The following is a 23,985-nucleotide window of genomic DNA, read 5'->3' on the forward strand; positions in this document are numbered from 1 at the left end:
AGCCGCCCCTTACCAAACCCTCAGACGTACCGTGAGACTTCTTGCTAGATGGAAAAATTTTTCATAGCTGCCTGCCAGGTGATTCCAAGCCCCGCAAGCCATAGATATTCTATGAAGGAAAGATCTTTTCCTCATGACCGTTAGTAAATACGTTATGTATAGATACTAGATCACTTTGCTTGTACTCGAATCGAACCTCATAAATCGAAAAATCCGACTCGCCATGCTCCGCTTGCCTGACCAATATCTTGGTCAGCCTTCCACATTCATAGATATAATCAGACTCACTACATCCAAACCTTCCCCAATTCATGTCCTTCATCAGGACGCCATCGACAAAACCTGAAAATGAAATGTTTCTTAACCTCCCAACACTATCGTAATAAATCCGCCGAAGACCATCATCGTAATGCTCGTAAAACTCTACACTAACAATGTCTTTATGCTGCCCATAAACTTCAAGGTACAGAATCTTATCACTAACATCGAAGTGATAAACGTGTGTGTTTTTTATATTTTTGGGCAATTCATTTAATTGCCTTCCCTTTTTGTAACCCGCTCTTTCCAATTCATAGGGTCGAAAATTGAAAAATGGTCCTTTCGTAATAATTTTTTGTTTTTCTTTGGATTTAGCAGTAATCAACATGTCGCTTAATGCGCTGATTTTATTTAGAGCAGCATTGCTGAACTCTTTTTCTAATTCTAGCAAATTCCACATTTTCTTCTCCAGCCCCAAAGCCTATCTTTAAAAGACTCCGCAAGCAATCTCGTTTCCTATCTTTTTTAACTCATTTAGAAATTTGTCCGCGTTATCAATGTCGATTAATCAGTGATGTATTTTCTGCTTATACGCGTTTGTATGTATGCCAGCATGGCTCGGCAATCTACTTCCTGCTGCTAGCTTCACTTTGCTGCTAGACGGCAAAAACATACCGTTCTCCGAAGCATTTATATCGATTCCAAGCCGTTCCATCTTTTCTTGCAGCGCGACCATTCTGTGATCTTCAAATTTCAAATAGCTATGTGATAAGCAGCGTTTTGACCCCGGACACAGATTTACCAGCTTCAATCACATTGGTTCTCAACACCTTAGCATCAGTAGCGCATGAGAATCCTAATGAGTCGATCCCGATAAGAGGGTTGACCGCATACTAGCCCTATCAGGTGTGATTTCTTTCCTCAGCCGGCCCAGGACATCGTAGGCGTATTCCAGCTTTTCATCGGTCACCCCAAGTTGCTTGCCGATGCCGCTCGGCGGTCGCTCGATGCTCAGCAGTCGGTCGACCTCGTCATAGGCGAAGCGCTGCTGTGCATCGCGATTGAGCTTGGCGACCAAACGGCCGATGGTGGCTCGCTCGAACAGCGTATGCCGCTTCTGACGCTCGGCGTTTCCGCCATAGCCGATTTCATCCAGCCGAGTGAGATGACCACCTTCGTTATAGCTGAAGCGCGGAGTCAAGTTGTCCACCCGCACTTCTTCGCTCAGCCGGTCCGAGACATCGTAGGCAAAGCTGTAGGTCGCGTTGTTCTCATTGACCAGCGCGGTCAGGCGGATCGCCTTGTCGTACTCGTACCGCATAATTCCCACTACTTCACCGTCGGCTTGCCCGAAAACCACGAGAAGCCAACGTCTGCACGCTAGCTCACCCAATTGCATTGAATTTAATAAAAAGTTTTTTCTTTTTGATTTTACTCACTAATCTTTCCGAGGCAATCGGATCGATCCAGATCACCCCCCCTACAAAAAAGAAATCCAAGCCGCCCGCTTCCGCTTCGTCAACGCACATTCTCTTAATCCCGCGAACTTTATAATCAGCGCTCAACTCACCTGCCTGAATTTTATTCAAAACCATAGACTTTCCAGAATACTCCGACAACTGGTAGTCTAAACATTTGCACGTTTCATTTGCGTGAATGAGGAAATATTCTTTGTCGCTAGGCTTCCCATTGAAATACCTGACACTGGCCAAGGCAAACTCAACCTTGGCATTCACTTCCTCAAGAATATTTTTTAATTCTTTCGAAACAAAAAATGCGCCTACAGTAGTCAGAAAGAAATCTGACTTTAGATTTCGAACTCTTTTATCTAGAGTTACTGAAACCATCAACCCTTCCAGTGCAAAATTTTTCCCAAGTTGATAGTAATCATCTAGCGCTGGAGAAAATAACACTTCCCCGTCCGTATATCCTCCATCCATCACTTCATGACACATCGAATAATAAATCATTTCTAATCTCCTAACATGTTGACCGGGTACCTTTTGGCCTGGGATCAGTAGTTTGCAACCGCAGGGTGTCCGACCCTAGGCTCATACGCATGCTGCGTTCAACCGCTCCAATTTTCTTGAGAAGCTCTTTATCAGATGCCGCTGATAGATTTCCTATTTCCTGCTCTGCAACCATCAGACGACTTCGGGCAGCATCATAATATGAACCCAAATGTCCACCACTGTGCAAAGGCTTCCCTGTCGCTAGTGCTTCGGCCGACGTGATTGGCAATGCTAACTCGTTAGTTGTTCCATCAGGACTATATATCCCACGCATCATAGCCTCCTGGATTAAGCTGGATTTATTGATCACGTTGGTAGGTATCAAGTGATGAGCGGCATATCCTGGAGGTACAGTATTTCCAGCTTTTCCCATGGCTGCTGCAAGGAGTTTGCTGGGTGAGAGGCCTGTAGGATCCACCCACGAGATAGGGTTAGGGGCATACACATATAGATTCTCGCCACCTAATACGCCCAACGGATCCTGCGTAATGAATCGACCTATCGCAGGATAGTAGTATCTAAAAAGGCTATAATTAAGGCTAGTTTCACTATCGAAATACTGCCCCTGAAACCGCAAGTTTTGCTCAAACTGGTTAATTGTAGCCCCATTACCCCCCCAGCTCTGATAAGTTACTTGTCATACCACACTTCCATTGATATCTGTCAGTTCTAGCGGCAGCCCCATGTGGTCAGTATGGAAGTAATAAACCTTCTGCACCTCCCCTTCCACCTGATCCACCCGCGCTAACGGCGCATAGCTCCCCGGCTCATACAGGTACACGATGTTCTGCCCAGGGCTTTCCTCCCGCAGCATCCTCAGCCCTTGCCACAGGAAGCGCTTCTGCTCGACCTCGCCATTGATCTCAGCCCGCTTGGCCACCCGCCGTCCAAGGCTGTCGTACCGGTACTGGCCGGTACTCTCCAGCTTGCCATTGACCACCGTTTCTGCACGGACCAGCCGATTCTCGCAGTCGTATGCAAAGGTCTGCAGCTTGTATGCCCAGAGCGCTTTTCGACCAGGTTGCCCCAGGGATCATACCGGTACTCCTGATCACGCCACCGCTTGATCCGGTTGTCTTTAACCTTGTCGAACTGCCGGGCATTGAAGTCCAGCCGGTTCGCCGCCGCGTCGTAGCGGAATTCTGCACTGCCTACCAGCGAACCAGTATCGCGGCTGCGCAACTGGCCGTTGGCTTCGTACTCGTACTTGATCTCGCCTCGCAGTTTGTCGAGCGTGCGCACTAGCTCGCCCGCTGGGTCGTACTGATAGCGGCGATGAATCGGGTTATAGGCATGCTCGACCAGCAGCGAGGTATTGATGCCGGTGTTGTGCACCTGCGAAAGCTTGTCGGCGGGCAAGGTCGAGGCAAACTGCCAAGCTTTGCGCCCCATCGCATCGTAGCCAAAGCAACTGGTGAGCTTGCCCTGGGTGCGGTACACCTCACGGTGCAGGTCATCCAGTTCCATGTCGGTGATCACCTGGCCATCCAGGTTCAACTGGTGCAGGTGCCCGCTGCCGTAGTAAAGGTGGTTGAGCCTGCGGCCATCCGGGAGGGTCAGCGTGGTCAGGTTGCTGAGCGGATCGTACGCGTAGCCAAGCGTCCCATCAGGGGTGATTTCTTTCGTCAGCCGGCCCAGCACATCGTAGGCGTATTCCAGCTTTTCTTCGGTCACCCCAAGCTGCTTGCCGATGCCGCTCGGCTGTCGCTCGGTGCTCAGCAGTCGGTCGGCCTCGTCATAGGCGAAGCGCTGCTGTGCATCGCGGTTGAGCTTGGCGACCAGACGGCCAATGGTGTCTCGCTCGAACAGCGTATGCCGCTCCGGACGCTCGGCGTTTTCGCCATAGCCGATTTCATCCAGCCGGGTGAGATGACCACCTTCGTTGTAGCTGAAGCGCCGAGTCAGGTTGTCCACCCGCACTTCTTCGCTCAGCCGGTCCGAGGCATCGTAGGCAAAGCTGTAGGTCGCGTTGTTTTCGTTTACCAGCGCGGTCAGGCGGATCGCCTTGTCGTACTCATAGCGAACCCGCTGCCCCTTGGCGTCCTGACGGCTGCTCGGCAGGCCGCGGGCAGTGCGCATCAGGCGGGTGGTCTGGCCTTTGCCGTCGGTGTGGCTAAGCACCTGGCCATAGACGTTGTAGGTGAACGACTCCCGAGTCCCATCCGGATGAGTAATGCGCACCACCTCGCCGTCCGGTTTGCGCTCAAGGGTAGTGGTTTGGTTCAGCGCATCGGTCACGGCTACCAACTGCGAACGCTCGTCATAGCGGTAGTAGGTGCTCTTGCCCGAGCAGTCCTGATAGCGCTCGACCTGGGCCAGGCCGTTCCACCACAGGTATTTGGCCTTGTAGGTCGCATCGATGATGGTGTGCGGCAGGCCATCGTCGCTGTTGAGGTATTCGGTCATTTGGCCGAGCGCATCGAACTCGGCAAGCAGATTGCCCTTATCGTCGTAACGTGCTGTCCAGGTGCTGCCATCCGGGTAGGTAACCTTGGTGACCAGCGTCGTCAGATGGTGATACTCGTACTGGATCTTGCGGCCCAGCGGGTCGGCTTCTTCGAGCAAGCGGGCGAACTCGTCGTACTTGAAGGTCAGGCGATTGCCGTCCGGCAGGTCGAGGCCGACCATGTTGCCCTGCTCGTCCAACTCGATGGCATAGCGCTCGCCACCGTAGTCACGGCTGGCGATGACGCGGTGATCGGCGTTGTACCGCACTTCCAGTTCGCGGCCGAGCACGTCGGTGGCCCAGCTGGTGCGGGCACCCAGGTCATAGCGGAACTGGTAGTGCTCGCCATCGCTGGTCCAGTGTTCGACCACCCGCGGTTTGCCGCCCAGGGTCTCCCAGCGGTAATGACAGCCCAAGCCAAGGGCGTTGCTGTGGGTGACCATCAGGCCTTGCGCGTAACTGAAGCTGCGCACCGTGTCGCCGTTGCGATTGATCACCGCGCTGAGCTGGCCGTGTTCGTCGTAGCGATACTGCGTGAGCGTTTCGACGGCCTGGTTATTCACCACGCGCTTGATGTCGGTCAGGCGACCCAGTGGGTTATCGTAGTGCAAGTGCACGCGGGTGCCGCCGGTGGCGCTGATATCGGTCAGGGTACCGTCAGAGGTGCGAGTGAAATGCAGGAAGTGGCCAAGGGCGTTTTCGATGCGTTGCAGTGGCACCTCGGTATTGCTGTCAGGCACTTCACCAAAGTAGAAGAACACATTGTCGAGGGTCTGCAGGATGTAGTGGCCACCCTCGGTGCGCACCAGGTACACCTGTTCGTGCGGGTTGTAGATGCGCTCGCCGGGTTGCAGACTCACGAACGGCACTTCGCGGCCTTGGTTATCGGTGAGGTAGATGAATCGGCCTTCGCGACGCAGGCTCTGTTCCCACGGCAGCACCCAACCGCGCCCGAGCACGCTATCGACGGTAAGGTCGCTGGCATAGAAACGTGACCACTCGATGGGCATCAGGCCTGGTAGGCTGAAGTCGATCTCATCGGGGATGACCTTGCGCCCGGTGGTGAGGTCGACCGGGTTGCCAATCAAGCCACCGATGGCGCGGCGTGCCACGGGCTCGACCACATAGCGGCTGGCGACCTCACCTGCCACGAAGCCCGCTGTGAATTTCAGGGCGCAAGGCATGATGGCTTTCATGCCGGCCTGGGTACCGGCCTTGATTAACTGGGCGATACCACCCGCAGCACCGGCGACGGCCATCAGCACGTCTACCGTGGTGCGCAACCATTCGGGAATTTCGTCGTCCACGGGCAGGTAACGATAGGTGCCACCGCCGATGATGACATTGTCGGAGCCACTGGAAATGCTCGCCCCGCAGGTCAGCTTGTCGCCCTTGCGCGCGGCCGCCACGCTGTTGATGAAAACGTTGGTCGAACCTTCGGCGATCTGCACCGGCCCAGGATGCTTGTCACACGCCCCGATGCTCTTTTCAACGCGGGCAGCCTTGCGGCTGTTGATGAAGACGTTGGGCGAGGCAGTGGTTATCGTCCCTGTGGGTGACGAGAACATACTGCCTAGCGCCTCTCCGGCGGCGGTCAGCAAGCTGCCTCCGATACCGGCAGCGAGGCCGGCCAGCAAGGCCACGCCGAATCCGCAAGTGAACGTGGCAATGGCCACAGTGGCCACCAGCGCGATGCCCAAGGCCGCGCCCAGCAGGAAGCCACCCAATGCGCCTGTGTGTGAAATCTGGTCGCCGAACCTGGCTGCTTCGAACATGAGGGTTACTCCTGTTCGCCAGAAACGGGGCAGCCTGCGACCGGTTCGCGTCGATCCCTGTACATCAGCATCTCCCTGAAACGCACGGTGAATGTCAATCCAATTGCCGTGTAATCATCCGTGAAGGCGCTGAGTAAATAGGCTCGCGTGTTGGACTGTCAACCGATTGCAGCCCTTGTGCGGCGCGGCTTTGGAATTTCAGAAACGTCTGTAAGAAAAATCCCACGGACTACTGTGGCGAAGAGGGAATACCCGACATCAGGCAGGCTGAAGGTCCTACGATTGCCCCTTCGGCATGCGCATATGCCGCGCATACCAGGGCCTGCGCGGTGTGCGCCGGAGCAGATCGGCGGCGTCCTCTTCGCCGCTGAAGGCGATGCGCAGGGCCAGCTTCATCGCCTCGACTTCCATCTCCCCGGCGCCACCGCCAGCATCGGCAATGCCGCCACAGCCATGGGTCAGCGGCCCAAGCCAGGGGTCGCCGACCTGGACCCAGCGCCCCGGTGCGAACCACGGCACACCATTGACCTCCCGGCGTTGCACCTCGCCAGGGTGGGCACGCTCATGGGCGCGGTACCAGTCTTCGATGCGGTCGTCGAGCCAGCCATGGAAGCGCCAGAACACTGGGTTGACGTGGGATGAGAACGGGTCGCCGAGAAAGTCGTTGTCCTGGCCAAACCAGCGCGGCGCGTAGTCGGTCTGGTTGCGATCGCCGGTGACCGGCATGCCGTTGGCCGGGTCGCGGGTGACCGTGGCCCAGCGCATGTGCAGCCAGTCGTGGATGTTCAATTCGACCTCCGAGCCGAACTGGCCCAAGGTCAGCTGGCTCAGGTAGTCCGGGTCCTGGTACTGCGATTCCCACACCTGAAAGTTGCTGAAAAACGTCTCGGCGGCCTTGATGCCGTGCAGCCACTGGCTCAGCTCGTCGTCATCGGCGGCGACCCAGGCCGGCGGTACCGAGTTGCCGTCGTGGTTTTCCTGGTAGCGAATGAACCCCAGACGGTCGTACTCCAGCAGCGGCGAGGGCAATGGCAAGCGTGTCCAGTCAGGCAGGTCGGGCTGCAAGCGGCGGGCATGCGCGAGCATGTGCCGGTGCATGAAGAAAAAGTCCTCGCCCGAGCCGTTGAGGTGCTTGCGCCGTCCGCGTGCGGCCCGTTCGCCATCACGCGGGCCGGGCTGCCAGCCGGCGCCGCGCAGGCCATCGCGCTTGTGCTCATCCAGGCGGTGCCATTTATCTCGGGTCGCGTGCCACAGCTGGTGGAACAGCCGGTGCTCGGGGGAGACCAGCCAGGCCACCAGGGCCGGCGCCAGCGGCGAGGTCTGGTGGGCCTCGGGAAAGGCCCGCTTGGTGGCGACGAAGTGATTGTCAGGCTCAACGCTCGACAACGGTCGATCGATGCGGCGAATGCGCCCGGTCAAAGTGCCGGCACCGGCATCGCCCCAGCCTGCCCAAACCTCGTCGAGGGTCGCTTGCAGCGCATGGCTGGGCGCGCTGGCCCCTGCCGGCACCAGGCGCCAGCGCACGCTGCGCGCATCAGCGGCGACCAGCTCGCCGAGCACCCGGTAGTGCGGCTCGGCCGTGCTGCGCAGGCCCTCGCCGACATCGACATAGCCGCGCAGCGAACGCCCCGTGGGGCCGACATCCAGGAGCATCTGCACGCCCGCCAGCGGCAGGCCATCAAGGCCGGCCTCGGCACCGCTGAAGCGCACGTCCCAGATGCCGCGCAGCTTGTCGGCCATGCGCACGCCTGCGCTGGCGGCGGCCTCGACCGTGGCTTCGCCAGGCGTCTGCACTTCGTCTCGTTCGAGCTGTTCATCGTAGTCGCGCGGTTGGCGCGCATACCACGCGGCCGAACCTGCTGCCCCGGCCACCGCCAACCCCGCCATGAACCCGCGCCTGGAAAACCTCATCGCCACATCCGTATCCGTGTCAGTCACGCCTATCGAGCTAGAACGAGACGCCACCCGGCAAATTTACCGGGTGCCCGCCGCTAAATTTCCCATTGGCGGCCTCGTCCCTCGGGGACAGGCAAATCCCGCGAATGCGGCTGCCGCAACCGCATCGACCCTGCAACCAACGGGATGGCAATGAACACGACACGCTTGCGCAAGGCCCCCTACCTCGCTGCCCTGGCGCTGATCCTCGCGCTCGCCGGCGCCGCAGCCTGGTACTTCTTCATTTATCTGCCAGCCGGCTATCCGCGCGAGGTGATGAAACACGCCGAGGACCTTCAGGAACGCATCATCTCTTTCGACAGCCATATCACCGTGCCGCTGAATTTTGGCACCGAAGGCAAGGAGGCCGACAAAGACGGCAATGGCCAGTTCGACCTGGTCAAGGCCGGCCGCGGGCGGCTTTCAGGCGCGGCGCTGACGATCTTCGGCTGGCCGGAAATCTGGAATGGCGCCAATGCGCCGCATCGGCCTACCGCCGCCTTCGTCGATGAAGCGCGCCTGCAGCAGGAGATGCGCTACAAGATTCTCACCGGCATGGTCCGCGATTACCCCAACCAGGTCGGCATTGCCTATACCCCGGAGGATTTGCGCCGTCTGCACGGCGAAGGCAAGTTCGCGGTATTCCTGAGCATGCTCAACGCCTACCCGCTGGGCGAGGATCTTGGCGCCCTCGATACCTGGGCCGCGCGCGGCATGCGCATGTTCGGCTTCAGCTACGTGGGCAACAATGCCTGGGCCGATTCCTCGCGCCCGCTGCCGTTTCTCAACGACACCCCTGATGCCCTCGGCGGTCTCTCAGCGCTGGGGGAGCAGGCCGTGGCCCGGCTCAACGACCTGGGCGTGATCATCGACGTTTCGCAGATGTCCACCCTGGCCCTGGAAGACGTCGCGCGGCTGAGCCGTGCGCCGATGGTCGCTTCGCACTCGGCGCCGCGCGCGCTGGTGGATATCCCGCGCAACCTCAGCGACCGCGAGTTGCAGTTGATCAAGCGCAGCGGCGGGGTGGTGCAGGTGGTCGGCTTCCCGGCCTACCTCAAGCCCTTGAGCCAAGGCACCTTGGACAAGCTCGCGGCCCTGCGCAAGCGCTTTGACCTGCAGCCGTTGACCGGCCTGGCCAACGCCCTGATGCCGGGTGACGCAATCATCGCCATCTGGCCCGAGAAGAAGTTCGGCGAGTATGCCAGTGCGCTGTACGCCATCCTCGACGAAGAGCCCCGCGCCACGGTCAAGGACATGGTCGATGCCATCGACTACACGGTGCGCAAGATCGGCATCGACCATGTCGGTATCGCGTCGGACTTCAATGACGGTGGCGGCGTCACCGGCTGGATGAACGTCGGCGAGTCGCGCAATGTCACCGCCGAGCTGATCCAGCGCGGATATTCCGACGCCGACATCGCCAAGTTGTGGGGCGGCAACTTCCTGCGGGTCTGGGAAGCGGTGCAGCGCCTGGCCAAGCCTGCTGCCAACGCCAATACGGAGCGCGGCTGATGAACGATCGTCGCGGTTTTCTCAAGCAGGCCGGCCTGTTCGCCGCCGCCCTTCCGTTAAGTGGCAGCTTCACCCCGAGCGCGTTGGCTGCCGTTCCTGCTGCCCGGCCCAGCGAGGATAAATGGCAGGCCCTGCGCCAGCAGTTCGACCTCGACCCGTCCTACCTGCACTTCTGCAATTTTCTGCTCGCCTCGCATCCCCGTGTGGTCAGCGAGGCGATCGCAGGCTTTCGCGCGCGCCTGGATCAGAATCCGGGCGAGATGGTCGACTGGGACCGCGAAGAGCTTTGGGGCTATGAAAACCAAGTGCGCGCCTGGGCCGGTCGCTATTTCGGCGTGCAGCCGGGCCAAGTGGCCCTCACCGGCAGCACCACCGAAGGCTTGTCGATGATCTACGGTGGCCTGCAGGTGGCGCCAGGCAAGGAAATCCTGGTCAGTGCCCATGAGCACTACTCCACCAACACCCGCCTGGCCTATCGCGAACAGCTGATGGGCACCCAGGTGCGCCGAGTAGCGTTGTTCAAGGACCCGCAGCAGGTTTCGGTGGACGAGATGCTCGGCAACATCCGCCAGGCTATCGGCCCGCAGACCCGCGTGCTGGGCATGACCTGGGTGCAATCCGGTAGCGGGGTCAAACTGCCGATTCGCGAAGTCGGCGAATTGGTGAAAACCCTGAACCACAGCCGTGACGAGCAGGATCGCATCATCTATGTGGTCGACGGCGTGCATGGCTTCGGTATCGAGGATGTGAACTTCGCCGACTTCAACTGCGACTACTTCATCGCCGGCACCCACAAATGGCTGTTCGGCCCACGCGGCACCGGCGTGATCATCGCCCGCGAGGCCACGCCCCAGCCCTACCTGGTGCCCAGCCTGCCGACCTTCACCAAGGGCGAGAACTTCGGCACCTTGATGACCCCTGGTGGCTACCACGCCTTCGACCATCGGCTGGCCCTGGGCAAGGCGTTCGAACTGCACTTGCAACTGGGCAAGGCCGACGTGCAGGCCCGTGTGCACCAGCTCAACGACTACCTCAAGCAGCGTCTCGCCGAGCACGCCAAGGTGCACCTGGTGACGCCGCGCAGCAGCCAGCTCAGCGCCGGTTTCACGTTCTTCCGTGTCGAGGGCCGCGACTGCGACGCCGTCGCTCGCCACCTCATGGCCAACAAGGTCATCAGCGACGCCGTTGACCGTGACGTGGGCCCGGTGGTGCGCCTGGCCCCCAGCCTGCTCAATGACGAAAGCGAGATCGACCGGCTGATGGCCATTCTCACCTCGCAACTCGCCTGACATTTGCCTTTGAAGAGTACCGCCAATGCATAGTTACCAACCCCTGGCCCTGGTGGCCGCCCTGCTCGCCAGCGGCAGCGCCCTGGCCACCGATGCGCACGCGCCCGGCCAGACGTTCAAGGACTGCAAGGATTGCCCGCAGATGGTGGTACTGCCCGCAGGCAGCTTCACCATGGGCGTGCCAGACGATGAAGTGGGCCGCCAACCGGACGAAGGCCCGATGCACACCGTGACCTTCGCCAAGCCGTTCGCGGTCAGTCAGTTCCAGGTGCAGGCCAAGCAGCTGCAAGCCTGGCAGCGCGACGCCAAGATCACCCTGCCTGACGGCGACGACCGTCCCGGCCGGCGCTGCACCAACGGCAAGCCCAGCTACCCGCAAGGCCCCGAGCAACCGGCGGTGTGCATCGCCTACGACGAGGTGAAGGCCTACGTGGCCTGGCTGTCGAAAAAAACCGGCAAACACTATCGCATGCTCAGCGAAGCCGAGCGTGAATATGGCGCTCGCGCTGGTAGCAGCGGCCCGTTCCCGTTCCCCTTCGACGAAGGCAAGGACTACAGCATCGCCAAGCATGCCAACACCTACGGCGCCGCCGATGGCTACAACTACACCTCGCCTGCCGGCAGCTTCCCGGCCAACGCTTTTGGCCTGTACGACATGCACGGCAACGTCTACGAATGGGTCGCCGACTGTCGCCACGACGATTATGTCGGCGCCCCTGCCGATGGCAGCGCCTGGATGGAAACGAGCTGCGAGTACAACCACATTCGCGGCAACGACTACAGCGAGGCGCCGGTGTTCTCCCGCTCGGGCAATCGCAACTACCGCGAACCCTACGTGCGCGGCGACTGGCTAGGTTTCAGGGTCGCCCGCGAGCTCTAGCGCGGGCGTTTGACGCCCCCGGCCCAGGCGTTTTGCCTGGGCCGCCTAAATTTGCAGACCCCTCGTACGTCTTCCTCACAGGGCAATGGCCCCTATGGCGCCTGCCCCACAGCGCTGCCAAGCGCATCCACCAGGAACCCCACCATGAACCGATCGACCCCTGGCGCACTTCGCGAACTCCTCGGCTTGCTCAAGCCCTACCGGCTGATCGTCGCCATTGCCGTCGGGCTGGGCATCGTCGGCGGCTTGTGCATCACCTTGCTGCTGGCCAACATCAACAACCTGCTGCACGCGCCTGGGGCATTGAGCTGGGGAGTGGTGCTGGCGTTCGCGGGGATCTGCGTGGTTGCACTGGGCTCATCCATCGCATCGGACATCGGCACCAACTACGTTGGCCAGCATGTCATCGCCGGCCTGCGCCGTGACCTGGGCGAGAAAGTGCTCAGCGCTCCCATCGAGCAGATCGAGCGCTATCGCAGCCACCGTCTGATCCCGGTATTGACCCACGATGTCGATACCATCAGCGACTTCGCCTTCGCCTTCGCACCGCTGGCCATCTCGCTGTCGGTGACCCTGGGCTGCCTGGGTTACCTGGCGCAGCTGTCGTGGCCGATGTTTCTGATCGCCGCCCTGGCCGTACTGCTCGGCACCGCGGTGCAATACATCGCACGGGTCCGTGGCATACGCGGCTTCAACGCGGCGCGCGAAGCCGAGGACGAGCTACAGAAACATTATGATGGCGTTGCCAGCGGCGCCAAGGAACTGCGCATCAGCCGCCCGCGTCGCCAGCGCATGTTCAATGACCGCATCAGCCGCACGGCGAACTTCATCCGCGATACCCACGTACGCTCGATCAACATCTTCGTCATCGCCAAGAGCCTGGGCTCGATGCTGTTCTTCGTGGTCATCGGCCTGGTACTGGCCCTGCAACAGGCCCAGTTGGTCAGCGACCCCAAGGTCACCAGTGGTTTCGTGCTGGTGCTGCTCTACATGAAAGGGCCGCTGGAGCACCTGGTCTCGACCCTGCCGATCGTCAGTCGCGCGCAAATTGCCTTCCGCCGCATCGCCGAGCTATCGCAGCAGTTTTCCTCGCCTGAGCCGCACCTGCTGCTGGCCGCAGCCGAGGTGCCAGATCAGCAGATCCGCAGCCTGGAACTGCGTGACGTCGGTTTCGCTTTCCCGCCGGTGGCGGGCGCTGCGCCGTTCGCACTGGGCCCGATCAACCTGCGCATCGAACAGGGCGACATCCTGTTCATCGTCGGTGAGAACGGTTGCGGCAAGACCACCCTGATCAAGCTGCTGCTGGGCTTGTATGCGCCTCAGCACGGCCAGATCCTGCTCGATGGCCAGCCCGTCAGCGCTGCCAACCGCGACGACTACCGCCAGTTGTTCACCACCGTGTTCGCCGACTACTACCTGTTCGACGACCTGCTGCAGGATGCCCAGGCCCTGCCCGAGGACGCTGGTCAATATCTGCAACGGCTAGAGATCGCGCACAAGGTGCAGATCCGCGACGGCGCCTTCACCACCACCGATCTTTCGACCGGCCAGCGTAAGCGTCTGGCGCTGGTCAACGCCTGGCTGGAGAAGCGCCCGGTGCTGGTGTTCGATGAGTGGGCTGCTGACCAGGACCCAACGTTCCGGCGCATTTTCTATACCGAACTGCTGCCTGAGCTCAAGCGCCTGGGCAAGACCATCATCGTCATCAGCCACGACGACCGCTACTTCGATGTGGCCGATCATTTGCTGCGACTGCGCGACGGCAAGCGAGTGGAGGAGGAACTCGCCGCCCTGGCCCAGTGATCTTCCCGGTGTGGCGACCGGGCACGCTACGTAGCGCAAAAAAACTCATAACTAATCAATCTGCTGACACTGAGTATCCGCATGACCATGATCACGGTTTCGCCGCTCGCCCGGGCGGTTCGCAGTAAAACATCGCTGTTGCTCAACCCGTCACTGCTGGCCTGCGCGCTGGCAGTTTGCATGAACGCCCATGCCGAGCCTGTCGCCCTGGACATCCCGGCCCAGGGGCTGATCGGCGCGCTCAACGCATTGGCCCAGCAGGCTGACCTGCAATTGCTGTACAGCCCGGACACCTTGCGCAACACCAACGCACCGGCGATCCGCGGCAACATGGAACCGGAGCAGGCATTGCGTCTACTGCTGCGCGACAGCGGCCTGACCTACCAGCTCGACGGCCACACCGTGACGCTCAGTGGCGCCTCTGGCTCATCGGCAATGGAATTGGGGCCATTGAATATCGATGCCAGCACGCTGACGGCGACGAGTGAGGGGACCAACTCGTATGCCGCGCGCGCCGTGACCATCGGCAAGGGCGTGCACACGCTCAAGGAGACGCCGCAGTCGGTCACCGTCATGACCCGCAAGATGCTCGATGACCAGAACCTCAACACCCTCGAGCAGGTATTGGACAAGACGCCCGGTATCACCACCTACGACTCGCCCATGGGCGGCAAGTACTTCTATTCGCGCGGTTTCAATCTCGACGGCCAGTACCAGTACGACGGCGTGCCGCTGGATGTGGGCGGCAACTACGTGCAGGCCAACAGCTTTTCCAGCGACATGGCGTTCTATGATCGCGTGGAAGTCCTCAAAGGCGCGGCCGGTATGATGAAAGGCTCGGGTTCATCGGCCGGTGGCGTCAACTTCGTGCGCAAGCGTGGTCAGGACAAAGCCCATACCAGTATCACCCTCTCCGCTGGCAGCTGGGACAATTACCGCAGCCAGGTGGACGTGGGCGGCCCGCTGAACGCGTCGGGCAGCGTCCGCGGCCGGGCCGTGGCGGCGCTGCAGGACAAACAGTATTTCTACGATAACTCCAAGCGCCAGGACCGTATCGCCTACGGCGCCATCGACTGGGACGTGACCCCCGACACCACGCTCGGCTTCGGCCTGGCTTACGAGGATGTCGATGCCACGCCCTGCTATCACGGCCTGCCCCGTTATGCCGACGGCAGCGACCTGAAGCTGTCGCGTTCGACCTGCCTGGGCGCCAGCTGGAACGACTTGCAAAGCGAGCGCATCACCGCCTTCGCCGACCTCAAGCACCGTTTCAACGATGACTGGTCGCTGAATTTTGCGTCGGTGTATACCCACAACAACCAGAACATCGAGTACGGCTATTCCGAGGGCTCGGTGCCGGTAGGGGCCAATGCCGGAGCCATGGGTCGTTACTCGGGCCGCTTCGACTACGACCAGGACGACTACGGCTTCGATAGTTACATCGATGGCAAGTTCGATGCGTTCGGGCTGGAGCACGAGCTGATCGTCGGGGTCAACGCCAGTCGGCAGAAGAACCATGATTACTTCGCCTTGCTGGCCTTGAGCGGCAGGCAGAACCCGTTCGACCCCTCGGACAACTTTCCGCACCCGTCCAAGGCCGATTATCAGACCGGCACCCTTCGCGGCGGGCCATTTCCGACCGATTCCACTACCAGCCAGTGGGGCACCTACGCCAACCTGCGCCTGAAACTGGCCGAGCCCCTCACCCTGGTGCTGGGCACCCGCGTCAGCTGGTACCGCAACAGTCGCGATTCCTACACCCAGCGCTGGGACAGCTGGGAGCATATCCGCAGCCAGGAAAACGGCGAAGTTACCCCGTTCGGCGCCTTGCTCTACGACCTCGACGAGCAGTGGACCGCGTACGCCAGCTATGCGCAGATCTTCCAGCCACAGGGCAATCTGACCACCGCTGACGGTCAGTCGCTGCAGCCCAAGACGGGTGGCAGCTATGAACTGGGGATCAAGGGCGAGCTGTTCGACGGCAACCTCAACACCTCGTTCAACCTGTTCCGCACCATCGAAGACCACCGCGCTGAAACCGACTATGAAAATGTCTGCGCCGGTTCCAGCGACGGCTATTGCTACACCGACAGCGGGAAGGTCCGTGCCCAGGGTTTCGAGGCGGAAATCAGCGGCTCGCCGATCGACCGTCTGCAATTGCTTGCCGGTTACACGTATACCCAGACCAAGTACCTGAAAACCATCAACGACACCGACCCAACCGAGCTGACCTTCACCTCCAGCTTCATTCCGCGGCACATGCTCAAGGTCTGGGGTGACTACCAGCTCGACGGTGCGCTGGATCGCTGGACGATCGGTGCAGGGGTGTCCAGCCAGAGCGACAACTTCCGCCGTCAGGGCAACACCCGCATCGAGCAAGCGGGCTACACCCTGTGGAGCGGCCGTGTGCAATATCGCCTGGACGAACACTGGACCGTGGCGGTCAACGGCAACAACCTGTTCGACAAGAAGTACTACAGCACCATCGGGGCCACGGGTTGGGGTAATTACTATGGCGAGCCGCGCAACTTCATGCTGACCCTGAAGGGGGATTTCTGACGGGTGCTCGCTGCTAGCGTTCGCCTTGCAGGTTGCAGCACCTGAACGGTGGAGCGCCGCCCGCGCGGCGCATCGCGAGCTGTGCTCGCTCCTACGGCTTTTTTCGGGCCCGTGTAGGAGCGAGCGCAGCTCGCGATGCGCCGCGCAGGCGGCGCTCGATCCTACGGTTTTTTTCGGGCCCGGTGTAGGAGCGAGCGCAGCTCGCGATGCGTCCCACGGGCGGCGCTCGCCCCCTACCCCATGGCCCTCCCCAACGCCGCCCCCAACCGCTCATGCACCTCGAGCACCTCCGGCAGCACCGAAGCCATGCGCAACAGGTCATGGGTAAGCCCCGGCAACTCGATCAGCTCAACCGCCACGCCGGCCTCGCGCAAGCGCTCGACATAGGCCCGACCCTCGTCAAGCAGAGGATCGAGCCCGGCCAGGGCGACGATGGCGGGCGCGACCCCGTGCAGATCCTCGGCCAGCAACGGCGAAAAACGCCAGTCATGGCGGTCCTGCGGGGTGCGCGCATAATGATCGTAGAACCACTCCAGAGTGTCGCTTTCCAGCAGATAGCCTTCGCCGAACAGGGTCCGCGACACACTCTGCCGGCTGGCGTCGGTGACGGGATAGCACAGCAGTTGAGCGCTGGGCACCAGCGGCGCTCGCTCACCCAGCCGCGCAGCCTGGATGGCCAGCACCGTGGCCAAGGTCGCCCCTGCGCTGTCGCCACCGAAAGCGACGCGGGTGCTGTCCAGGCCCAACGCTTGCGCTTCGGTGGCCAGCCACGCCAGGCAATCCTCACCGTCTTGCAGGGCAACCGGAAAACGGTGCTCCGGCGCAAGCCGGTAGCCCACCGCCAACACCGCGCAGCCCGATCGGGCGCACAGCTCACGGCAGACGCCGTCGTGGCTGTCCAGGCTGCCAACGACGAAACCGCCGCCGTGGAAGTACACCAGCACCGGCGACGGTCCGCCAGCCTCAGGCCGCCGGTACAGGCGCAGCGGTACGGCCGCGCCATCCCGCGCCGGCGCGTGCAGGCTTTGGCAGACCAACCCTGCGGGCGCTGGCCAACGCAGCTGCTCGGTGGACTGCTGAAAAACACGCCGGGCTTGCTCAGGGCTCAGGCGGTGAAGCGGCGCGTTGCCAGCATTGGCTTCGGCGAGGTCGAGAAAAGCTTCAAGTTCAGGATGCAGCATGATGTTCCCCAAGCAGAGGCAGGCCCGTGCAGGCCCGCCCCTCGTAGTGAAAGACGAAAAGACTCAGGCGAGCCGCTCCAGGCAATGCTCGATCAACAACTCCAGCTCAGCACGGTAGTCGTCCATCAGCCCTTGCACGGTCTCGGGACGGTAGCGGCGTGTGCTGTAGACACAACGCAGCGCCAGGCAGCCGTCATAGACCTGACCGATGATCTCGAGCCAGTTGCCCAGCCGTGCCACCGGGCTGTAGCAATCGCCGGTGCCTTCGGCAGCCGGCACCAGCAGCGCCTGCTCGTCGAAGCTCTGGTCGAATTGCCCCAGGTAGTTGAAGGTGATCCGCGCCTGGGGCAGGCGCGCCAGGCGCTCGCCCAGCGCAGGCGGCCCGAGGTAGCGCAGTACGCCATAACCGATGCCCTTGTCCGGCACCGCTTGCAGTTGACCCTGGATGGCCAGGATCGAGCTGCCGATGTCCTGCTCCGGCTGCAGGCGTACCGGGAACATGCTGGTGAACCAACCCAGGGTGCGCGACAGGTCGAGGTTTTCGAACAGGTCTTCGCGGCCATGGCCTTCCAGTTGCACCAATACCGAATCCTGCTCGCTCCAACGGCACAGCACCCGGCCCAGGGCGGTCAGCAACAGGTCGTTGATCTGCGTGCCATAGGCGGCCGGCGCTTCCTTCAGCAGGCGGCTGGTCGGGCTGCTGTCGAGCACCACACGAGCCACCGCCTGCTCGCTTACCTGGTTGCGGCCACGCGGGTTGTCGCAGGGCAAATCCTGCCCCGGACACTCCAGTTGCTGCAGCCACCAGGCGCTTTGCTCGGCCGCGATCCGCTCGGCATCCGCTGCCAGACGCTCGACCCAGGCCCGGTAGCTGCTACTGCGCAGCGGCAGGGTGGGCTGCTGGCCCTGGCTACAGGCTTCATAAGCGCTGCGCAGGTCCTCGAGCAGCACCCGCCACGACACCGCATCCACCACCAAATGGTGAATCACCAGCAGCAGGCGTGCCTCTCCATCGGCCATGGTCACGTGCATGGCCCGCCACATCGGGCCGTCGGCCAGGTTCAGGCTGCGTTGCGCCTGGTTGGTCAGCTGCTCCAGCGCCTCGGCGTCGGCAGCAGCACGGCGCCACAACTGCGGGGCCTCGGCGTCCTCGGGCAGGTAATGCTGCAGCCAGCGGCCGCTGTCACGGCTGAAACGCAAGCGCAGCGAGTCATGATGGCACTGGATCACCCCCAGCGCCTGTTCCAGCGCATCAAGGTCCAGCGCGCCACGTGCCTTGAGCATCAGCGCCTGGTTGAAGTGCTGCGGCTCGCGCATGTCCTCGGCGAACAGCCACTCCTGAATCGGCAGCAGGCGGAATGCGCCTTCTACCGCCACCAGGCTGCCGTCCTCGAGCGCATCACCGAGCGTTTCGACCGGTCGCTCGCAAATCCCAGCGATGGTCTGGTAGCGCAACAGGTCGCGCAGTTTCAGGTCAAGCGCCAGGCCAGGGTGGTTCTTCACCTTCGATACCACTTGCAGACTGAGAATCGAGTCACCGCCGAGCTCGAAGAAGTTGTCTTCGATGCCGACCTGCTCGACCTGCAGCACCTGGGCCCAGACCTGTGCCAGCAACTGCTCTTGCTCGTTGCGCGGCGCCACATAGGCGTGCTGCTGGACGTTCGGTTCCGGCAGCGCCTTGCGATCCAGCTTGCCGTTGGGCGTGACCGGGAACGCAGACAGCACCAGCACCTGCATGGGCACCATCCAGTCCGGCAGGCTGGCGCGCAAGGCCATCTTCAGGCTGTCCCCCGACAGGGCCGGGTCACCTACCACATACCCCACCAACTGCTTGCCCGAGGCGCCGTCTCGGGCGACCACCAGGGCATCCTCGACCGCCGGCTGACGGCGCAACGCCGCTTCGACTTCGCCCAGCTCGATACGAAAACCGCGGATCTTCACTTGCTGGTCGATACGCCCCAGGTAATCGAGGATGCCATCCTCGCGCAGGCGCACCAGGTCGCCAGTACGGTACAGCCGCGCGCCGGGGGCGCCGAACGGATCGGCGACGAAGCGTTCGGCACTCTGCCCAGGACGGTTCTGATAGCCTCGGGCGAGCCCCTCGCCGCCAATGTACAGTTCACCGGCAAAGCCCACCGGCAAGGGGTTGAGCTGCTCGTCCAGGACATGCAGGCTACGCTCGCCCACGGCACGGCCGATGGGCGCGTAGTCGGCGCCACAGCGGTCGTCGTCCGCTGCTTTCCACAACAACGGCGTGACCACCGTTTCGGTAGGGCCATAGCCATTGGTGAAGTGGCGCGGACGCAGCGCCGCCCTGACCTGCTCGAAGCTGCGCTCAGGTACCGCATCGCCGCCGAAGCAGTAAATGCGCACAGGCGGCGGTGGCATTGCGCTGCCTTCGACGAATTCGGCCATCTGCTTGAGGTAGGCCGGTGGGAAACAGGCGATGTCGATACGCTGCTCGTGCAGCGCCCGGCAGGTCTGCTCAGGGGTCCACAAGCTGCCATCGCGAATCACCAGCGTGCCACCGACCATCAGGGTGGTCAGCCAGCGTTCGTGGGCGCCGTCGAAGGCGAACGACATGAAGTGCAGCTCACGCACACCGGGCTGCATCTCGTACAACTCGGCGATTGCCTGGCAGTGCATGCTCAGCGGGCCTTGCGGTACCGCTACGCCTTTCGGCCGGCCGGTGGAGCCGGAGGTATAGACCAGGTAGGCCAGGTTGCCTGGCCGGGCCTGGGACAGCGGTGCGGTATCCGGCCATTGCTGCGGGTCTGCATCGTCGAGCAGCACCCGTTGCAGGGTCGCCGCCGCCGGCACCCGCGCCTGCAGTGCCTGCTCGGTAATCAGCAAGGCCATGCCCGAGTCCTCGACCATATAGGCCAGGCGTTCGGCCGGGTAGTCGATATCCAGCGGCACATACGCAGCGCCTGTCTTCATCACCGCCAGCAAGGCCACCACGGTTTGCACAGAGCGCTCCAGGGCGACGCCGACGATCACCTCGGGGCCGGCGCCCAGGGCTTGCAGGCGGTTGGCCAGGCGGTTGGCCGAGCGCTCCAGTTGCAGATAGTCCAGCTGCTGACCTGCGCATTGCACCGCCAGTGCCTGTGGGCGCTGCTCGGCATGGCGCGCGATCAGTTCGACCAACGGCTGCACCTGCCAGGCGTCGCCGGGCGCTGCACTCCAATCGCGCAGCGCTGCGGATTGCGCCTCTGGCAGGCGCTGCAGGTTGCCCAATGCGACATCCGGGCTGGCCAGCATGTGTTCGAGCAAATGTTCCATCATGGCGCGAATGCCCTGCACCGCCGGCTCGCTGAAGCTGCCGCGCAGGTACAGGTACTCGATCGACAGCTGCTCGCCCAGGTGCACCGCCAAGTCCATGGGGAAGTTGGTGACATCGTGGTTGGACGACTCACCGAAGCTCAGCCCGCCGGCAGCGCTGTCACCCAGGCGCTGGTCGATCGGGTAGTTCTCGAAGACGATGATGCTGTCGAACAACGGCTGCCCGCCCTGCCCCGACCAGCGCTGCACGTCGGCCAACGGCGCATGGGCGTGTTCACGCAGCTCCAGGTTGTCACGTTGCAAAGCCTGCAGCCAGTCCAGCAGTGGCTGCTCAGCGTCCATGCGGCCGATCACCGGCAGGGTGTTGATGAACAACCCAAGCATGCGCTCGGCCCCTACCAGGGCTTCCGGGCGCCCAGCGACGGTTGCGCCGAAGCACGGTGACGCCTGGCCGGTATAACGCTGCAGCAACAGCAGCCAGGCACCCTGCACCAGGGTGTTGGCGGTGATGCGCAGTTCGCGGCAGCGTTGCTGCAGGTGGGCGGTACGCTCGGCGTCCCAACGGGTATACAGGGCGTGGTGGCCCGGCTCATCGCTGGCATGGCGCGGGTGCACCGCCTGGCTCAGCGAGGTCGGCTCGTCCAGGCGCTGCAGGCGCTCTTGCCAGAAGCGCTCCAGCGCGCCCTGATCCTGGTGCTGCAGCCAGGCGATGAAGTCGCGGTAGCGGCCCACCTCAGCCGTGCTGCTGCCTTGGTGATACTGCTCCATCACCTCGCCGAACAGCTGCGAGCTGGACCAGCCGTCCATGAGGATGTGATGGCTGGTCCAGATCAGCTGATAGCGCTGCTGCGCCACACGGATCAGCAGCAGCCGTTGCAGTGGCGCGCGTGTCAGGTCGAAGCCCTGGGCGCACTGCGCCTCGGCACGCTCGGCCAGGCGCTGCGCAGTGACCGTCTCACTGCGCCAGTCGAGCACTTCGAAGTCCAGGCGAGCCTGGCGGTGCACCACCTGCACCGGGCGCGGCAGCCCTTGCCAGTGGAAGCTGGTGCGCAGGATGTCATGACGGGCCATGGTGCGTTGCCAGGCGGCGGCGAAACGCTGCGGATCAAGGCCCTCGACCGGCAGGCTGACCTGATTGACATACAGCGCCGAGCCACCGTCGGAAAGGGTGTGGAACAACATCCCCTCCTGCATCGGCGACAGGGCATACAGGTCTTCGATGTCGTCCACTGCCACCGGCAAGGCATCGAGCTGCGCCTGGTCGAGGCCGGCCAGCGGGAAGTCGGCCGGCGTCACGCCATGATTGGCCGGATGCCGGCAATGCTCGACCAGTGCCCGCAGCGCGTGTTCGAATGCGCTCGCCAACGCCTGTACCCGGCGGGTTTCAAAGGTGCAGGTGCTGAATGTCCAACTCAAGCTGAGCTCGCCCTGGTGCACCTGGCCATCGAGGTTCAGCCAGTTGCCCAGCGGGGCATCGTCATCGATCCCGCTGCCGGCCGACTCATCGGCCAGACGCCAGAGCGCATCGTCTGCCGAACCTGCATCGAACTGGCCGAGGTAGTTGAAGGTGATGCGCGGTTGCGGCAGCTCAGCCAGGGCTTGCCGGGCAGCCTGAGGACCGAGGTGACGCAGCACGCCGTAGCCGATGCCTTTGTTCGGCACGTTGCGCAACTGCTCCTTGATGCGCTTGATCGAGGTGCCGATGTCGTCTGCGGGTTGCAGACGCACCGGGTACACGCTGGTGAACCAGCCCACCGTGCGCGACAGATCGAGGCTGTCGAACAGTTCCTCACGGCCGTGTCCTTCCAGCTGCACCAGCGCCGAGGCCTCGCCGCTCCAGGCGCACAAGGCCTGCGCCAGGGCCGTGAGCAACAGGTCGTTGACCTGGGTGCGGTACGCCGCCGGCGCTTCCTGCAGCAAGGCGCGGGTCGTTGCCGGGTCGAAGCGGCTGATCAGGGTGTGGGCATGGCGTTTGGCCTGGCTGCCCTCACGGTGGTCGGCCAGGATGCCCTCGCCGCCCTCGGCGAGCTGGGCTTGCCAGTAAGTCAGCTCGGCGGCCATTGCCGCTGACCCGGCATGGGCCAGCAACTGCTCGCCCCACGCCTTGTAGGCGCTGGTCTTGGCGGGCAGGCGCAGCGCTTGGCCGTTACGCAACTGGCGATAGGCGCTTTGCAGGTCGTCGAGCAGAATGCGCCAGGACACCCCGTCGATGACCAGGTGGTGGGCGACCAGCAGCAAACGCTGGCTGCCGTCGCAACGCGTGGCCAGCAGCGCACGGCACAGCGGCCCGTGTTGCAGCGACAGGCTGCGCTGAGCCTCGGCAGCCGTCCGTTCAAGGTCATAGACTTGCACGCATTGCAACTGCACCGCCTGGTCGACGGCGGCGTGGTACTGCACCCAACCCTCGGCATCCTGGCGATAACGCAGGCGCAGGGCATCGTGGTGCAGGGTCACTTGTTGCAGCGCGGCGCGCAGCAACTCAGCCTCAAGGGCCTCGACAGGTGCCAACACCAAGGCCTGGTTCCAGTGATGGCGGGCTGGGATGGCAGTTTCGAAGAACAGCCGCTGGATCGGCAGCAACGGCGCCTCGCCGGTCACCGGCCCTTGTTCGACCTGGCTGGTTTCGCTGTAGCCGGCAACGCCGGCCAGGCGCTGCAAGGTCTGCTGCTCGAAGACGTCCTTGGGTGTGAAGCGCAGGCCCTGCTGGCGAGCACGGCTGACCAGCTGAATCGAGACGATGGAATCACCGCCCAGTTCGAAGAAATTGTCGTTCAGGCCCACCTGCTCGACCTTGAGCACCTCCTGCCAGATGCCGGCCAGGCGTTGCTCCAGCTCGCTCTGCGGCGCTACGAACTCGCGCCGCGACTGGCCCAGCTCAGGCTTGGGCAGCGCCTTGCGATCGAGTTTGCCGTTGGGCGACAGCGGCATGCGCTCGAGCAGCACCCACTGGCTCGGCACCATGTAGTCCGGCAGCAGCGCCGCCAGGTGCGCCTTGACCGCCTCCAGCGTTTCGCCCTGCTCGGCCACCAGATAGGCCACCAGGTGCTTGCCAC

General features: G+C 62.2%; 11 protein-coding genes and 2 pseudogenes. 5 read left to right on the top strand and 8 right to left on the bottom strand.

Annotated elements, in window-relative coordinates; all coding sequences use genetic code 11:
- Positions 1-109 precede the first annotated feature (109 nt).
- From FS665_RS14420 to FS665_RS14450, 6 genes and pseudogenes are all read right to left on the bottom strand, one after another.
- Complete coding sequence (locus tag FS665_RS14420) at positions 110-718, bottom strand: hypothetical protein (RefSeq protein WP_145189523.1); 609 nt, start codon at positions 716-718, stop codon at positions 110-112.
- A 108-nt stretch (positions 719-826) separates the two neighbouring features.
- On the bottom strand, positions 827-994 hold the full coding sequence (locus FS665_RS23930; protein WP_145189525.1) for an AHH domain-containing protein: 168 nt from the start codon (positions 992-994) through the stop codon (positions 827-829).
- Positions 995-1,159: 165 nt separating this feature from the next.
- Positions 1,160-1,618, bottom strand: a pseudogene (locus tag FS665_RS14430) (type IV secretion protein Rhs); the annotation flags it as partial.
- 25 nt (positions 1,619-1,643) lie between these two features.
- A complete protein-coding gene (locus tag FS665_RS14435; RefSeq protein ID WP_145189528.1) occupies positions 1,644-2,228 on the bottom strand; it encodes an imm11 family protein in 585 nt (194 codons plus the stop codon).
- Positions 2,229-2,238: 10 nt separating this feature from the next.
- Positions 2,239-6,491, bottom strand: a pseudogene (locus FS665_RS14445) (RHS repeat-associated core domain-containing protein).
- A 276-nt stretch (positions 6,492-6,767) separates the two neighbouring features.
- Complete coding sequence (locus FS665_RS14450; protein ID WP_145189531.1) at positions 6,768-8,402, bottom strand: twin-arginine translocation signal domain-containing protein; 1,635 nt, start codon at positions 8,400-8,402, stop codon at positions 6,768-6,770.
- Between the two features lie 177 nt (positions 8,403-8,579).
- Between FS665_RS14450 and pvdM the strand changes: the two genes are divergently transcribed.
- From pvdM to FS665_RS14475, 5 genes are all read left to right on the top strand, one after another.
- Positions 8,580-9,938 (top strand): pyoverdine-tailoring dipeptidase-like protein PvdM, encoded by a 1,359-nt coding sequence (gene pvdM, locus FS665_RS14455; protein ID WP_145189533.1) that lies wholly within the window; start codon positions 8,580-8,582, stop codon positions 9,936-9,938.
- Positions 9,938-11,227 carry a pyoverdine-tailoring periplasmic protein PvdN gene (gene pvdN, locus FS665_RS14460; RefSeq protein WP_145189536.1) on the top strand — a complete coding sequence of 430 codons (1,290 nt, stop codon included), beginning with the start codon at positions 9,938-9,940 and terminating at the stop codon, positions 11,225-11,227. The genes pvdM and pvdN overlap by 1 nt, the downstream gene beginning before the upstream one ends.
- A gap of 25 nt (positions 11,228-11,252) precedes the next feature.
- Positions 11,253-12,107, top strand: a complete 855-nt coding sequence (locus FS665_RS14465) for a formylglycine-generating enzyme family protein (protein WP_145189539.1) — start codon at positions 11,253-11,255, stop codon at positions 12,105-12,107.
- Positions 12,108-12,251: 144 nt separating this feature from the next.
- The gene (locus FS665_RS14470; RefSeq protein ID WP_145189542.1) at positions 12,252-13,910 is read left to right on the top strand and encodes a cyclic peptide export ABC transporter; all 1,659 of its coding nucleotides are present in this window, start codon (positions 12,252-12,254) and stop codon (positions 13,908-13,910) included.
- A gap of 81 nt (positions 13,911-13,991) precedes the next feature.
- The gene (locus FS665_RS14475) at positions 13,992-16,469 is read left to right on the top strand and encodes a TonB-dependent siderophore receptor (protein ID WP_145189545.1); all 2,478 of its coding nucleotides are present in this window, start codon (positions 13,992-13,994) and stop codon (positions 16,467-16,469) included.
- 233 nt (positions 16,470-16,702) lie between these two features.
- Here the strand turns inward: FS665_RS14475 and FS665_RS14480 are convergent, their stop codons facing one another.
- Entirely contained in the window at positions 16,703-17,653 is a 951-nt protein-coding gene (locus FS665_RS14480; RefSeq protein WP_145189574.1) for an alpha/beta hydrolase, read from the bottom strand.
- Between the two features lie 60 nt (positions 17,654-17,713).
- On the bottom strand, positions 17,714-23,971 hold the full coding sequence (locus FS665_RS14485; RefSeq protein ID WP_256675094.1) for a non-ribosomal peptide synthetase: 6,258 nt from the start codon (positions 23,969-23,971) through the stop codon (positions 17,714-17,716).
- Between the last annotated feature and the right edge of the window lie 14 nt (positions 23,972-23,985).

The organism is Pseudomonas sp. URMO17WK12:I11, from assembly GCF_007677725.1.
Taxonomy (GTDB): domain Bacteria; phylum Pseudomonadota; class Gammaproteobacteria; order Pseudomonadales; family Pseudomonadaceae; genus Aquipseudomonas.